We start from the raw sequence: 14,079 nt of genomic DNA, 5'->3' as shown, positions 1-14,079 counted from the left end.
CCGTCGGGCCACGCGGCGGCGCCCGCCAGGGGGCGCGCCGCCGTCGAACGGTCAGTGCGAGTCCGGCTGGCCGGCACGCGCGGCCGGGGTGCCGGCCGGCCAGAACAGCGCGGACGGCTTCGACAGCACCGTGCGGACGATCGCGCCGACCAGCGCGCGCACCCTGGTGCGGCGCAGGCTGCGCGAGCGCACGGCCATCGTGAACGCGAGCGCGAAGCTCACGAGCACGTTGAGGATCGCCATGCTCAGCACGCCGGCGCAGGCCCACCACAGCTCGGGCGTGCCCAGCGCGCCGTTGCCGAGCACGCCGAGCGCGATCCCGATCGAGCCGGCCGACAGCGTCACGTGCCGCACCTCGAACGGGAACAGGAACACGGTGACGATCGCCGGGATCAGGCCGAGCATCAGGCCGAGACCGACGTTGGCGACCACGCCCGCGACGTTCGAGCGGCAGAAGTGCGCGAGCTTCGCGGCGCCCGATGCGCCGAGCGTGAGCCGCAGCCGGCGGTTGTACGTGAGCGCGTCGCCGACCCGGTGCAGCACGAACCAGTTGTCGGCCCAGCCCGCGAGCAGGCTCGACGCCCACAGCAATACGCCCGTGAGCGCCGCATAGAACGGCGTCGGGCCCAGCAGCGAGAACGAATGCAGCGTCGCGTGCGCCTTTTCCGGCGAGATCAGGTTCGCATGCAGCAGGTTGCCCGCGAACAGCTGCACGAGCAGGCACACGGGCAGCACGACGAGCACGTTGCCGGAGATCGCCGCGGCCTGCGTGCGGATCAGCGCGATCACCGACGCGACGAACGTCTTCACGCCTTCCTCGTGACCGGTGTCGTCGAGCTCGCGCGCGAGCGTCGGCGCGGTCATCGCGGGCTGCTTGGTCGCGAGCGTGAAGTGCAGGAAGTGCATCAGCATGAAGCTCGCCGCGTAGTTGACGCCCGCGAGCAGCCCTTCGAGCATCGACTGCAGGTGCGCGCCCGTGATCGCGAACTTCACGCACACGGTCGCGACGGTGACGAGGCCGCCGCCCGCGGCCATCCGCAGCATCTTCAGGTACTCGGCGCGGCCGCGCGAGATGTAGTGCTCGCCGGTGTCCGCGTTGGTTTCGACGAGCTTGCGCGCGAACAGCGAGAAGTTGCTGCGTACGAGGTGCGACACGCTCTGGCTGTTCTGGTTCGCGTCGACGAGCTCGGCCGTGAGGCGCGCCATCCCGCGCAGGTCGTCGCGTGCCATCCATGCGTTGAGCAGCATTTCCGCGCGCAGGATGCGCATGCGCATCCGTTCGACCTGGAACACGATGTCGACCGACACGCCGTTGCGGTACAGGTGTGCGAACACGTCGTCGACCGCGATCCGGCATTCGTCGAGCAGCACGCGCAGGTAGTTCACCTCGTGCAGCAGCTTGCTCGGGTCGCCGCCGTCCTCGACGGCCGCGTGCGCCGTCTCGACCGCGAGCATCGCGCGCGTGAGGCGGTAGAACGGCTGCGTTTCGAGCGGCTTGCGCGCGTCGTCGTCGGACAGGCGGCTGCGCACCGTCTGCGACAGGCCGGTCGAGCTGATCTGGCAGGTCAGGTTATGCAGCGCGGCCAGCAGGTCGCGCGAGAACGAGCCGGGCTCGTGGCGTTCTTCGTCGGTGACGTCGAACGAGATCAGGTCGGCGAGGCGGGCGAGCAGGTCGTCGGGCAGCGCATCGATCCATTGCGCGTCTTCCGGCGTCGGGAACATCAGCGTGAACAGCGCCGTCAGCTCGCGGCGATTCGGCGCGGGCGGGATCAGCGACGAGTCGATGCGCTCGAACAGCGCGCCGAAGAAGCCGGAATGCACGGGCATTCCCGCGTCGCACAGCAGCGAGATGCCGTCGCATTCGCGCAGGATTCCGCGCAGGATGCGCGCCGCGTGCGATTTCCATGCGGGATTGCGGTCGAGCACGTGGAACAGGTAGCGCAGCCGCGCGTGCGCCGGATACGCGCGCGCGTCGGCGTCGCGTTCGGCCGGCGTGTCGTGCGCCGCCTGCATCGCGCCGTTGCGGCGCAGCCAGTGCGCGAGCTCGATCAACCATTCGCTGCGCTCGGCGTACGGCGCGTCCGCGTCGGCATGCGCGAGCAGCGCATCGAGCTGGTGGCCCGCATTGCGCGACGCGCGCCACTTCTTGATCAGGGTCGTCAGGGAACGAAACATAAACGGAATAGCGAAAGCCCTGGACGGGCGGGTTCGGGATGCCGGCCGGGAACACGGCGCGGCGCCGGGGAGAACGGTGAGGCTGGTCGGGCGGCCGGACGATGCGCGGCGACCCGCGATGCGGCTGTCCCGATGCGCTGCGCGCGGATTGCGCGCAAGCCCCGGGAGGCGCGGCGATCGGACCGGACACAACGGGCGGAGCGCCGCCGGCTGGCGCGCACGACAGGCGGCGCGAGCCGGAAAGTGCGTAGGATCGTCAATCGGGCGCGAAAACGCAAGCCGACCGCGTTGCGTGGTGCCGGTTCCGGCGGATTTTGACAAACAGTGCAAAGCCGCCGTTCGGCCGATGAATGACGTGCAGCATCGGCCGTAGCGGCAAGGGCGGCGGGTTCGGGGGCGCGGCGGCGCGCGCACGCGGGATCGCTGCCGATGATGACGATCGGGCGGCGCGTGCCGAATGCAGTCGCATGCGCGAATGCGTCGGACGCCTGCCCGCCCGCGCGCCCGCCGCGCTTACGCGCCGGATTTGCCGGTCGCGTCCGCGTCGCCGCCGGGCGTCGGGTTGGCCGGGCAGGGTACGACGGGCGCGGCGGCCGTTGCCTTGCCGGATGGGGTCGTGGATGGGGGCGACGCAACCGTCGCCCCGCGCCGCGCGGCCAGCGCGCGCACGCCGGACGCAGCCTGCGATGCGATCACGTCGAGCGCGCGCCGATGCCCGGCGACGAGTGCGTCGTAGCCGTCGGCGACCGGTTCGGCGACGCTCGTGCGGCACGTCATCACCGCCTGTGTGCCGAGCACGCGCACGCTCCACACCGCATCGATCGCCGCACGCTTGCCGGGCCACGACTCGAAGCGCTGCACGTTCACGCTGATCCGATAGACGGGCACGCCGGCCGGGTACGCGGAATTCGCGACGTCGATCGTGCCGAGCTGCGCGGCGAGATCGTCGGACAGCGCGCGGCGAATCTCGTCGGCGGGCGGTGCGGCCCAGCGTTCCTGCTCGAGCACGTCGACCTGCGCGGCGTTCTTCTGCACGACGAGCTGGTTCTTCGCGACCTGTTCGGGCACGCCGACCGACGGCACCTCGATCAGGAACGCCGGGTTGGCGGGCGCGGTGCGCACGGGCGCCGCGGCGTCGGCCGGGCTCAGCGTATAGAACCGCGCGGGCGGCGAGCTGCACGCGGCGAGCGCGAGTGCGGCGAAGGCCGCCGCCGCGCCGCTCGCGAAACCGTTCACGCGTGTCGTCATTGTTTGTCTCCTGGCTTGCCCTTGAGCAGCGATTCGGGGTGGCGCTCCAGATAGTCGGCGAGCGCATTCAGCGATTGCAGCGTGCGCGTGAGCTCCTTCAGCGCGCCGCGCACGTCGGACTGCAGCGGCGAATCCTGCTGCAGCGTCGCCTCGGCGGTCGAGAAGGTCTGCTTCGCGGCCGACAGCGTGTCGCGCGCTTCCGGCGCGACCTGCGTGTCGAGCTGCTTGAACAGCTTGTCGGCGTTCGACAGCGCGCTGTTCAGGTTCGCGCCGATCTGGTCGAACGGCACCTTGTCGAGCTTCTTCGCGATGTCGGCGACCTGCAGCTGCAGCTCGTCGAGCGTGTTCGGCACGGTCGGCAGCTCGAGCGGCTGGCGTGCCGCGTCGATCGTCACGGCCGGCGCCTTCGGGAAGAAGTCGAGCGCGACGTACAGCTGGCTCGTCAGCAGGTTGCCGGTGCGCAACTGGCCGCGCAGCCCGTGCCTGACGAGGCGCTCGACGATCTCGCGGCGGGCCGGTTCGCCCTTGCTCTCGATCGTTTCGCGGAAGCGCGGGCCGAGCCGCTCCGGATACACGTTCATCGTCACCGGCATCAGGAAGTTCTTGGTCTTCGGATCGAAGTCGATGCCGATGTTCGTGACTTCGCCGAGCACGATGCCGCGGAAGTCGACCGGCGCGCCGACGGCGAGCCCGCGCAGCGACTGGTTGAAGTTCATCACGACCTGCAGCGGCTGGCCGTCCGGATCGCGCATCGCGTCGGCCTCGTCGGAACCGAGGCGGAAGGTCGTGTTGTTCGGCGCCGTCGCGCCGCTGGCCTGGTTCGGCGGTGTCTGGAACGCGATGCCGCCGAGGATCACCGTCGCGAGCGACTGCGTGTTCAGCTTCAGGCCGCTCGAATCGAGCCGCAGGTCGACGCCGCTTGCCTGCCACCAGCGCGAGTTCACGCCGACGTACTGGTCGTACGGCGCATTGACGAACACGTTGAACGTGACGCCCGTGCCGTCCTTGTCGAGCGAGAAGCCGACCACCTGGCCGACCTGCACGCGGCGGTAGTAGATCGGCGAGCCGATGTCGACCGAGCCGAGCGAATCGCCGCGCAGTACGTACTGCGTGCCCTTCTGGTCGCCGGTCACCGCCGGCGGGGTTTCGAGGCCCGTGAAGTCGCTCTGCGAGTCCTGCCCGTGGCCGGCGTCGACGCCGATGTACGCGCCCGACAGCAGCGTGCCGAGCCCCGACACGCCGGTCGTGCCGACGCGCGGACGCACGATCCAGAAGCGCGACCCCTTGACCGCGAAGTCCTCGGCTTCCTTCTTCAGCTGCACCTGGACGAGCACGCGCGACAGGTCCTTCGACAGCTTGATCGTCTTGACCATGCCGATCTCGACGTCCTTGTACTTGACCTGCGTCTTGCCCGGCTCGAGGCCTTCCGCGCTGTGGAAGCTGATCGAGATTTCCGGGCCGCGCTCGCGCACGGACTTGATCACGAGGCCGATGCCGATCAGCGCGGCGATCAGCGGCACGAGCCAGACGAGCGACGGCAGCCAGCCGCTTTTCGTCGAGATCGCCGGGTCGGGCGGCCGGGACGCGTCGTGCTGCGGGCCTTGCGGACTATTCATGGTGTTTCCCTGAGGTTTCGACTGGATCCCAGATCAGGCGGGGATCGAACTGCATCGATGCGAGCATGGTGAGGATCACGACCGAGCCGAACGCGAGCGCGCCCGGGCCGGCCGTGATCGTCGCCAGCGAACGGAAATGGACGAGCGCGACGGTGAGCGTCACGACGAAGATGTCGAGCATCGACCAGCGGCCGATCCGCTCGACGATCCGGAACAGGCGCGTGCGCTGCAGCGGCCGCCACGCGGCGCGCCGCTGCGCGCTGCTGACGAGGATCGTCAGCACGCCGAGCTTGAGCATCGGCACGAGGATGCTGGCGACGAACACGATGACCGCGAGCGGCCAGTCGCCGGATGTCCAGAAATAGATGACGCCGCTCATGATCGTGTCTTCCTGCGAGCCGACGATCGACGACGTGTGCAGGATCGGCAGCAGGTTCGCAGGAATATAGAGGATCGCGGCCGCGATCAGCAGCGCCCACGTGCGCATGATGCTGTTCGGCTTGCGCAAGTGAAGCGTGCTGCCGCAGCGCGCGCAATGCGCGTGCGGATGGTCGATCGTCTGCACGAGCCCGCATGCGTGACAGCTGGCGTAGCCCTCGCGGGCGGCGGTCGGCATCGTCATCGGCGAGGGGCTTCCGGCAGCGGCGCGGTGTTGTCGGGCCGCGCGGGCGGACGTCCGGCGCGCAGGTCGTCGGCCATGTCCCACAGTGTGCGCGGATCGAACATCAGCACGACGGCGGTCATCAGCGTCAGTGCGCCGAACGCGAACAGCGCCGCGTCGGGAACGACTTTTGCGAGACTCACCATCTTCACGATCGTTACAAGGATGCCAAGCATGAACACCTCGATCATCCCCCATGGCCGCACGAACTGGATCGTGCGCAGCACCAGGTTGAGGCCCGGCGGCACGACGCCGCGGCGTATCGGCAGCAGCACATAAAGCAGTGCGGCCATCTCGACGAGCGGGAACAGCACGGTCGAACAGAACACCATCACGCCGACGATTTCCATGTCCTGATGCCACAGCGCGTCGATCGCGCCGATCAGCGTCGTCTGCACGCGCGTGCCGTTCAGGTCCATCTCGAGGATCGGGAATGCCTGCGCGATGATGAACGTGACGAGCGCCGCGACCGCAAGCGCGCTGATTCGCTCGATCTGCGTGGTGCTGTCGCGATAGAGCAGCGCATCGCACCGCGGGCAGCGCGCGATTTCGCGGCGCGCGAGGTGCGGTTTATGCAACAGTGCGTCGCACTCGTGGCAGGCAATCAGGTCGTGTCGTTGCATGGGAAAAGCGGTTGTGCGACGGGCGGGGGACGCGTCGGCGGGGCCGGAACCCGCGCCAATCTTACCAAAACGGCTTTTTCGACGTGTCAACGGCCGGTTGCCGGGTGACCGGTCGGTAACATGGCGTCAACATGGCAGCCGGCTGGCGCGCCTGTCCTCAGAGTCCGCGCGTGACAAAAGGTTGCGGTAGCATGGCGCCCTTGACAAGCGACGGTTGAAGTTGCCGGCGCAGCTATTCGCTCAACTGAGGATCCAAGATGGCATCGAAATCGCTGCCGGCCACGCCGGCACGTTATACGCAAACCGCGATCGCGCTGCACTGGCTGATCGCGCTGCTGATCGTCTGCGGCTTCGCGCTCGGCTGGGTGATGACCGACATCCCCGGCTTCACGCCGACCAAGCTGAAGTACTTCTCATGGCACAAGTGGATCGGCGTGACGGCGTTCGTGCTGGCCGTCGTGCGCGTGCTTTGGCGGGCGACTCACGCGTCGCCGGCACTGCCCGGCAATACGCCGGCATGGCAGCGGGCGGCGTCGCACGGCGTGCACATGCTGCTGTACGTGCTGATGCTCGTGATTCCGGTGACCGGCTACCTGTACAGCTCGGCATCGAACATCCCGGTCGTCTACCTCGGCATCGTGCCGCTGCCGCGCCTGATCGATCCCGATCCGGTGCTGAAGGAAACCTTCAAGACGCTGCACGTGACTTTGAATTACATTCTGCTTGCACTCGTCGCCATGCACGTGCTCGCGGCGCTCAAGCACCAGTTGTTGGACCGCGACGGCCTGCTGTCGCGGATGCTCCCCTCCGCCAAATGAAGGATCCCATGAAAGTGTCTTTCTCCCGCTCCATGCTGACCGCGTTCGCCGCGGTGTCACTTGTCGCGTCGGCCGCGGCGCATGCCGACGTCGATCTCGCGAAGAGCAAGGTGTCCGCCGTGTCGAAGCAGATGAACGTGCCGACCGAAGGCGCATTCAGGAAGTTCTCCGCGCAGGTGAAGTTCGACCCGGCGAAGGCCGCGCAGGGCAGCGCGCAAATGTCGATCGACATCGCGAGCTTCGACCTCGGCGACAAGATGTACAACGAGCAGGTCACGGGCAAGGACTGGTTCGACGCGAAGGCATATCCGCAGGCGACCTTCACGTCGTCGGCGATCGCGCCGGCCGGCGGCAACAAGTACAACGTGACCGGCAAGCTGACGATCAAGGGCAAGTCCGAGACCGTCACGGTGCCCGTCACGGTGACGCAGAACGGCGCGACGCAGACCTTCGACGGTGTGCTGCCGATCAAGCGCTCGGCGTTCAACGTCGGCTCCGGCGAGTGGAAGGACACGTCGATCGTCGCCGACGAAGTGCAGATCAAGTTCCATCTCGTCGCAGCGAAGTAAGCGGCGGGCTGTCGAATCACCCGAATGCCGCGCGAGGGCGCGGCGCTGTTCCAAGGAGAAAGCGTTTGAAAAAGCATCTGATCATCGCCGCGGGCGCGCTGGCCGCTTCGCTGTCGTTCTCGGCATTCGCCGACAGCGCGACGTACCAGTTCGACCCGAGCCACACGTACCCGAGCTTCGAGGCTGACCACTTCGGCGGCCTGTCCGTCTGGCGCGGCAAGTTCGACAAGTCGAGCGGCTCCGTGACGCTCGACCGTGCGGCGAAGACCGGCACGGTCGACGTGACGACCGACATCGCGTCGATCCACACGGGCAGCGCGAAGCTCGACGAGCACCTGCAGACGGCCGAGTTCTTCGACGCGGCCAAGTTCCCGCAGGCGAACTACAAGGGCACCATCAAGTTCGACGGCGACAAGCCGGTGTCGGTGGTCGGCAACCTGACGATGCATGGCGTCACGAAGCCGCTGACGCTGAAGATCGACTCGCTCAAGTGCATGCCGCATCCGATGCTCAAGCGTGAAGTGTGCGGTGTCGACGCAGTCGGCGAATTCAGCCGCGACGATTTCGGCCTCGACTACGGCAAGCAGTACGGCTTCAAGATGAAGACGAAGCTGCTGATCACGGCCGAAGCCGTCAAGCAGCAGTAACGCGCGCGCCCGGGCCGGCCGCCGCGTCACGCCGCCGGCCCGTCGCGTGCCAGCCGCCGCGCTCCCGTTCTCCGGGGGCGCGGCGGTTTTTTTGCGCGCCTATAATCGTCGGCACAGCTCGCGGCGCGAGAACGGACGCGTCGGACAGAACGTACAACGACAAGGAGATCGCCGATGCACGCCGTCACGCAGTCCCGCTCCATTGCCACGTCGCCGCGCGTGTGGCGCGCGGTGGTCGCCGCGTCGATCGGCAACGCGCTCGAGTGGTTCGACCTCGTGGTCTACGGCTTCTTCGCGGTGACGATCTCGAAACTGTTCTTTCCGGCCGGCAACGACACCGTGTCGCTGCTGCTCACGCTCGGCACGTTCGGCGTGTCGTTCTTCATGCGCCCGCTCGGCGCGATCGTGCTCGGCGCGTATGCCGACCGCGCCGGCCGCAAGGCCGCGCTCACGCTGTCGATCCTGCTGATGATGTTCGGCACGCTGGTCATCGCGGTGCTGCCGACTTACCGGACGATCGGCGTCGCCGCGCCGCTGATCCTCGTCGCCGCGCGGCTGATGCAGGGCTTTTCGGCCGGCGGCGAATTCGGCAGCGCGACCGCGTTCCTGGCCGAGCACGTGCCGGGCCGGCGCGGTTTCTTCGCGAGCTGGCAGGTCGCGAGCCAGGGGCTCACGACGCTGCTCGCGGCCGGCTTCGGCACCGTGCTGAACGCGCAGCTCACGGCCGAGCAGATGGCCGCGTGGGGCTGGCGCATTCCGTTCTTCTTCGGGCTGCTGCTCGGGCCCGTTGCGTACTACATCCGCTCCAAGGTCGATGAGACGCCCGAGTTTCTCGCGGCCGAAAGCAGCGCGAGCCCGTTGCGCGACACCTTCGCGTCGCACAAGGCGCGGCTCGTCGCCGCGATGGGCGTGGTCGTGCTCGGCACCGTCGCGACCTATCTCGTGCTGTTCATGCCGACCTACGGCGTGAAGCAGCTCGGCCTCGCGCCGTCGGCCGCGTTCGCGGCGATCCTCGTCGTCGGCGTGATCCAGATGGCGTTCGCGCCGCTCGTCGGCCACTGGTCGGATCGTTACGGCCGCGTGCGCGTGATGCTCGCACCGGCCGTCGGCATTCTCGTGCTGATCTATCCGGCGTTCGCGTATCTCGTCGCGCATCCGGGCTTCGGCACGCTGATCGCGCTGCAGGTGCTGCTCGCGTTCCTGATGACCGGCTATTTCGCGGCGCTGCCGGGGCTGCTGTCCGAAGTGTTTCCGGTGCAGACGCGCACGACCGGGATGTCGCTCGCGTATAACGTCGCGGTGACGATCTTCGGCGGCTTCGGGCCGTTCATCATCGCGTGGCTGATCCGCGCGACCGGGATCAGGACCGCGCCGAGCTTCTACCTGATGTTCGCGGCCGTGCTGAGCCTCGCGGCGCTGGTCGTGTTGCGCCGGCGGTTCGGGTTCCGGTGAAGTTGCGGTGACGTGAGCGGTGCGTCAGCCGCCCTCCGAGCGCGCGGCGGTTTTCATGTACTGACAAGCATGCCGTCAGGTAGCCGCATGGGCCGGTGATTGATATGTCAGCGATTGCCTCTGGCTCAAAATGAGCCTTGCCAAATTCAGTCATGTCTTATGGCGATTTTGTCCCTCGCTTTGTAGAGTCTCGCGGGATATTTCGCAGATTACCCCGGCGATTTTGCGGGAAAGGACTGATATGGCGGGTCACGTACAACCGAAGACAGGTTTCGAAAAGTGGCAGGACGGCATCAACAGAGCGGTAGGCGATGCCAAATGGAATACCTGGGATTGTGAAATCCGGATGGCAGTCGATGAGTACAACCGCCATCTCTCGGGTGCGGCGGGGTACCGGCCATTGGATTGGCAGCTTATCAAGGCGATGGTATGGGTAGAGACCGGTGCGGAAAGCAAGAAGTGGGGATCGAATCCGATCCAGATAGGAAACCCTGGAGATCCGGGGTTGAGGTCTTTGCTAGGGCCTGTTCACGCTAATAACGGGCCAGCCCCACGAATGAATTTTCCAAAACAGGGGAACGTGCCTTTCCGCCCGCATTGCGGCGTCGTTCGTCGTTGCAATAGCTACGGCTATTGCGCCTCCTCTCTCCTTGCCCTGCGGGCGGAAAGGCACGTTCGCAAGCCCGTTATTAGCGTGAACAGGCCCTAGCGGGTAATGAGGGGGGCGATTTGATTATTCCCGCGGCATGGAGAGATCGATTGACCATAGGCACGGCAACGACCATTCCGGCCTACAACATCCGAGCCGGAATTGGTTACTTGTTGATGCGTATGGCGAACTATGCGATCAAGAGCGTTCCGGATTCGGATAATGCAGTCTATGAAGCGAACGTGCAGACCGGAGACAGCATCGCCAGAATTGCCAGAACCAAAGGCAGCACTGTGGAAACCATGCAAAAACTCAACCCGGCTGCGCATATATTGAGGCCGGGTCAGGTATTGAAGTATCGGAAGGCGTCGATGAGGAAGGTCATCGTTGGCTGGAAGATCATCACGACATCGAGCATCGCAGCAAGCTATAACGTTGGCGATCCTATGTATGCCAAGAAGCTCGACCATGCTCTGGCATTGATCCGGAAGGGAGAAGCTGCGATATGCGCGTACTGATGGTCTGGGTGTTGTCTATGTCTATCGGAGGCCTGTCAAGTGCGGCGGTCGCTGCCGACCAGGTTTTCACCGGCACATTCCAGGGAACAGGCAGGGCCTGTTCCGGCGCACTCCATGTACGTGCCAGGACAATCGAATGGGATTCAGCCTACAGCGTCTGCAAGGCAACGCGCTACGAAATTCTGGAAAAACGATTTGATCGCGGTCAGGAGCGAATGGTCTTTCGTTTGAAAAAGCGCAGCACTCGATGCCGTTATTCCGTTGTCGAAGTTGAGCGCGCAGGTGGCTACAACTGGAACGTGAGCGGCTACCAGTCTTTGGAAGGATTTCAGAAAAGAAACTTGCCGGAATGGAGTAATTCGCCATCACCGGAAAGACACACGTTGTCGTGCTTGATGACCGGGACGGATTGAGTTGGAGTCTGCAATCGCATTGGCAGGTTAGCCTTCCGGCTTGCACATCGGCTTCGCCGGCATCAACCATGGTTTCGCATCGACTGTCGCGATCGCGCGCTGCGCGAGCGCATTCAGCGCTTGCCGAAGCTGCCAATCATCTGCCGTGCCGAATTCGCGCTGCGGCAGCGCCGCGCTCCTCGACGGTTCGATCTTCGCGCGCACGCGTGCTTCGCGTAGTTTCTGCCGCGCCTTGCGCACCTGCGCGAACGGATCGGGCGCCAGCCGGTCCGCATACGGCGCGCGGGCCAGATCGACTTCGCGATACCACAGCAGCACGCCGTCGACGTCCGAGTCGCGCCGCGGCGGCACGAGCCAGTCCGGCACGACGCCGTAGCCGTCCATCGGGCAGCCGTTCGGCCGCAGGTTGCGCGCGAACGTGAAATTGAGCCGCGTGCCGTCGATCAGGTCGACGCCGGTCTGCGCAAGTCCCTTTCCGTAGGTCGGCATCCCGAGCAGCCGCGCGCGGCCGAGATCCTTCAGCGCCGCCGCGGTCGCTTCGGCGGCGGACGCGCTCTGTCCGTCGACGAGCACGACGAGCGGCACGGTGCGCCACCAGTCATCGGCCTGCAGCGGCGCGAGCGGGTCCTGGCCGTGCATGACCGGCAATTCATAGTCGGGCCAGTTGGTCGTGAAGCGGCGGCGCTTCGTGCCGTCGCGCTCGAGCGTCACCATTGCGGTGCGGTCGCGGCCGGCGAACAGCGCGGTGATGCCGATCGCCGCATTGAGCGCGCCGCCGCCGTTGATGCGCAGGTCGAGGATCACGCCTTTCACCGGCGGCCCCGCGCGGCGCGCGGCCTGCACCGCATCGATATAGTTGCCCACCGCCGGCTCCGGGAAGCTCGCCAGCCGCGTGTACAGGATGTCGCCGGCGAGCCGCTTCGCGGTCGCCGGACGCGGCTTGACGATCGCACGCACCGGCGCAAAGATCAGCGTGGCAGGGTTCGGACCGCGCCGGACCGTGAGCTTCAGCGGCACGCCCGCGTCGCCCTTCGCGAGTTTCACGACCTCGCTGCTGTCGATGCCGACGACGCTCTGGTCGTTCATCGCGACGACGAGATCGTCGGGCCGCACGCCGGCCTGTTCGGCGGGCGCGTCGGGGATCACGTCGATGATGTGCAGTCCGTCGGGCCGCGTCTCGAACACGATGCCGATGCCCGGCGTGCCGTCGCGCGCGCGGCGCTCGTCGTCGAGCTGTTGCTGGCGCTCCTGCGCGGTGAAGAAGCGCGCGTGCGGCAGCGTCTTGATCCCGTCGTGCACGGTGGCGTCGAGCAATGCGCCGATATCGACGTCGGTCAGGTGCTGCTGCTTCAGCACCTCGACCGCGGCCTTCAGTTCGCAGAACTGCGGTTCCCAGTCGGGCGGGCAGGGTGACGGTTGCGACGCGGCAGCCGCCGCCGCGGGCGGGGTGGCGGGTGGGGCGGACGCGGATTGCGCGCGGGCGGCCGATGCGCATGCAACGAACGCAGCCACGGCGGCTGCACCGGTACTCCAGGCGACGATGCGATGAACGACACGCGTGGCAGGCATCATGAGGACCGCGGCTTTGACGGGTGGCGGGGCGGGACGGTGAAGCGATTGTAGCCGACGGTCCGTGCGGTCGCGCCGGAGGAAGGGGGCGGCTCGCGCATGAAAAAAGGCCGGTCCAACAGGACCGGCCTTCTGGTATCAGCCGAAAATCAGCCGAAACGACGCGGCGCTTAAACCTGTGCGCCCGCGTTCGGATCGTCCGGATCGTGCGCGGTCTTCTTTTCCTTGATCAGGTCTTCGCGCTTGATGCCGAGCCACATCGCGAGCGAGCCCGCGACGAACACCGACGAGTAGATGCCGAACATGATGCCGACCGTCAGCGCGAGCGCGAAGTAGTGCAGCGTCGGGCCGCCGAAGAAGAACATCGACAGCACCATCATTTCCGTCGACGTGTGCGTGATGATCGTCCGCGACATCGTGGTCGTGATCGCGTGGTTGATCACTTCCTGCACGCTCATCTTGCGTTCGCGACGGAACGTTTCGCGGATCCGGTCGAAGATGACGACCGACTCGTTGACCGAGTAGCCGAGCACCGCGAGGATCGCCGCGAGCACCGCCAGCGAGAACTCCCACTGGAAGAACGCGAAGAAGCCGAGAATGATCACGACGTCGTGCAGGTTGGCGATGATGCCGGCGATCGCGTACTTCCATTCGAAGCGGATCGACAGGTAGATCACGATGCCGATCACGACGCACGCGAGCGCGAGGAGACCGTCGGTCGCGAGCTCGCGGCCGACCTGCGGGCCGACGAACTCGACGCGCTGCAGCGACACGTCGGGGCTTTGCGCCTTCAGCGCGGTCATCACCTGGTCGCTCTGCTGCGCGGACGTGAGGCCTTCCTTCAGCTGCAGGCGGATCAGCACGTTGCGCGACGTGCCGAAGTTCTGCACCTGCGCATCGGCGTAGCCGAGCTTGCCGAGCGTCGCGCGCACGGGCTCGAGCTGCGCGGCCTGCTGGTACTGTACCTCGATCACCGTACCGCCGGTGAATTCGACGGACAGGTGCAGCCCGCGGTGGAACAGGAAGAACACGGCGGCGAGGAACGTGACCAGCGAGATCACGTTGAACACCAGCGCGTGCCGCATGAACGGAATGTCTTTACGGATGCGGAAAAATTCCAT

13 protein-coding genes are annotated in these 14,079 nt (G+C 66.5%); 6 read left to right on the top strand and 7 right to left on the bottom strand.

Translation table 11 applies throughout. The annotated features are described in order from the left end of the window. Nucleotides 1-51: 51 nt before the first annotated feature. The 5 genes from DIE06_RS17760 to DIE06_RS17735 form a co-directional block, all read right to left on the bottom strand. The gene (locus DIE06_RS17760; RefSeq protein ID WP_124662527.1) at nt 52-2,175 is read right to left on the bottom strand and encodes a site-specific recombinase; all 2,124 of its coding nucleotides are present in this window, start codon (nt 2,173-2,175) and stop codon (nt 52-54) included. A 513-nt stretch (nt 2,176-2,688) separates the two neighbouring features. Beyond that, nucleotides 2,689-3,423, bottom strand: a complete 735-nt coding sequence (locus DIE06_RS17750; protein WP_124662525.1) for a membrane integrity-associated transporter subunit PqiC — start codon at nt 3,421-3,423, stop codon at nt 2,689-2,691. Then, a complete protein-coding gene (locus tag DIE06_RS17745; protein ID WP_124662524.1) occupies nt 3,420-5,039 on the bottom strand; it encodes an intermembrane transport protein PqiB in 1,620 nt (539 codons plus the stop codon). Before DIE06_RS17745 ends, DIE06_RS17750 begins: the two co-directional genes overlap by 4 nt. Further along, a complete protein-coding gene (locus DIE06_RS17740; protein WP_124662523.1) occupies nt 5,032-5,661 on the bottom strand; it encodes a paraquat-inducible protein A in 630 nt (209 codons plus the stop codon). The genes DIE06_RS17745 and DIE06_RS17740 overlap by 8 nt, the downstream gene beginning before the upstream one ends. Further along, nucleotides 5,658-6,323 (bottom strand): paraquat-inducible protein A, encoded by a 666-nt coding sequence (locus tag DIE06_RS17735; protein WP_124662522.1) that lies wholly within the window; start codon nt 6,321-6,323, stop codon nt 5,658-5,660. Before DIE06_RS17735 ends, DIE06_RS17740 begins: the two co-directional genes overlap by 4 nt. Before the next feature lie 257 nt (nt 6,324-6,580). On the opposite strand from DIE06_RS17735, the gene DIE06_RS17730 reads away from it, so the two are divergent. The 6 genes from DIE06_RS17730 (at nt 6,581) to DIE06_RS17700 (ending at nt 11,389) form a co-directional block, all read left to right on the top strand. Next, entirely contained in the window at nt 6,581-7,141 is a 561-nt protein-coding gene (locus DIE06_RS17730) for a cytochrome b (RefSeq protein WP_124662521.1), read from the top strand. An 8-nt stretch (nt 7,142-7,149) separates the two neighbouring features. Further along, complete coding sequence (locus DIE06_RS17725) at nt 7,150-7,710, top strand: YceI family protein (protein WP_124662520.1); 561 nt, start codon at nt 7,150-7,152, stop codon at nt 7,708-7,710. A 65-nt stretch (nt 7,711-7,775) separates the two neighbouring features. Further along, the gene (locus DIE06_RS17720; protein WP_124610532.1) at nt 7,776-8,357 is read left to right on the top strand and encodes a YceI family protein; all 582 of its coding nucleotides are present in this window, start codon (nt 7,776-7,778) and stop codon (nt 8,355-8,357) included. Between the two features lie 174 nt (nt 8,358-8,531). Continuing rightward, nucleotides 8,532-9,809: an MFS transporter gene (locus tag DIE06_RS17715; protein WP_124662519.1), complete on the top strand. Its 1,278-nt coding sequence runs from the start codon at nt 8,532-8,534 to the stop codon at nt 9,807-9,809. Between the two features lie 759 nt (nt 9,810-10,568). Further along, nucleotides 10,569-10,976 carry a LysM domain-containing protein gene (locus DIE06_RS17705; RefSeq protein WP_260433643.1) on the top strand — a complete coding sequence of 136 codons (408 nt, stop codon included), beginning with the start codon at nt 10,569-10,571 and terminating at the stop codon, nt 10,974-10,976. Next, nucleotides 10,964-11,389 (top strand): hypothetical protein, encoded by a 426-nt coding sequence (locus DIE06_RS17700; RefSeq protein ID WP_124662518.1) that lies wholly within the window; start codon nt 10,964-10,966, stop codon nt 11,387-11,389. Before DIE06_RS17705 ends, DIE06_RS17700 begins: the two co-directional genes overlap by 13 nt. Before the next feature lie 27 nt (nt 11,390-11,416). Here the strand turns inward: DIE06_RS17700 and DIE06_RS17695 are convergent, their stop codons facing one another. Together DIE06_RS17695 and secF are read right to left on the bottom strand one after the other, a co-directional pair. After that, the gene (locus tag DIE06_RS17695) at nt 11,417-12,961 is read right to left on the bottom strand and encodes a S41 family peptidase (RefSeq protein ID WP_124662517.1); all 1,545 of its coding nucleotides are present in this window, start codon (nt 12,959-12,961) and stop codon (nt 11,417-11,419) included. A gap of 167 nt (nt 12,962-13,128) precedes the next feature. Next, nucleotides 13,129-14,079 (bottom strand): protein translocase subunit SecF, encoded by a 951-nt coding sequence (gene secF, locus DIE06_RS17690; protein WP_124662516.1) that lies wholly within the window; start codon nt 14,077-14,079, stop codon nt 13,129-13,131.

The sequence above is a fragment of the Burkholderia sp. Bp8998 genome, from assembly GCF_003854235.1.
Lineage (GTDB): Bacteria > Pseudomonadota > Gammaproteobacteria > Burkholderiales > Burkholderiaceae > Burkholderia.
The sequence above is the reverse complement of the archived record's forward strand: the minus strand, read 5'-3'. Positions and strand labels throughout refer to the sequence as shown.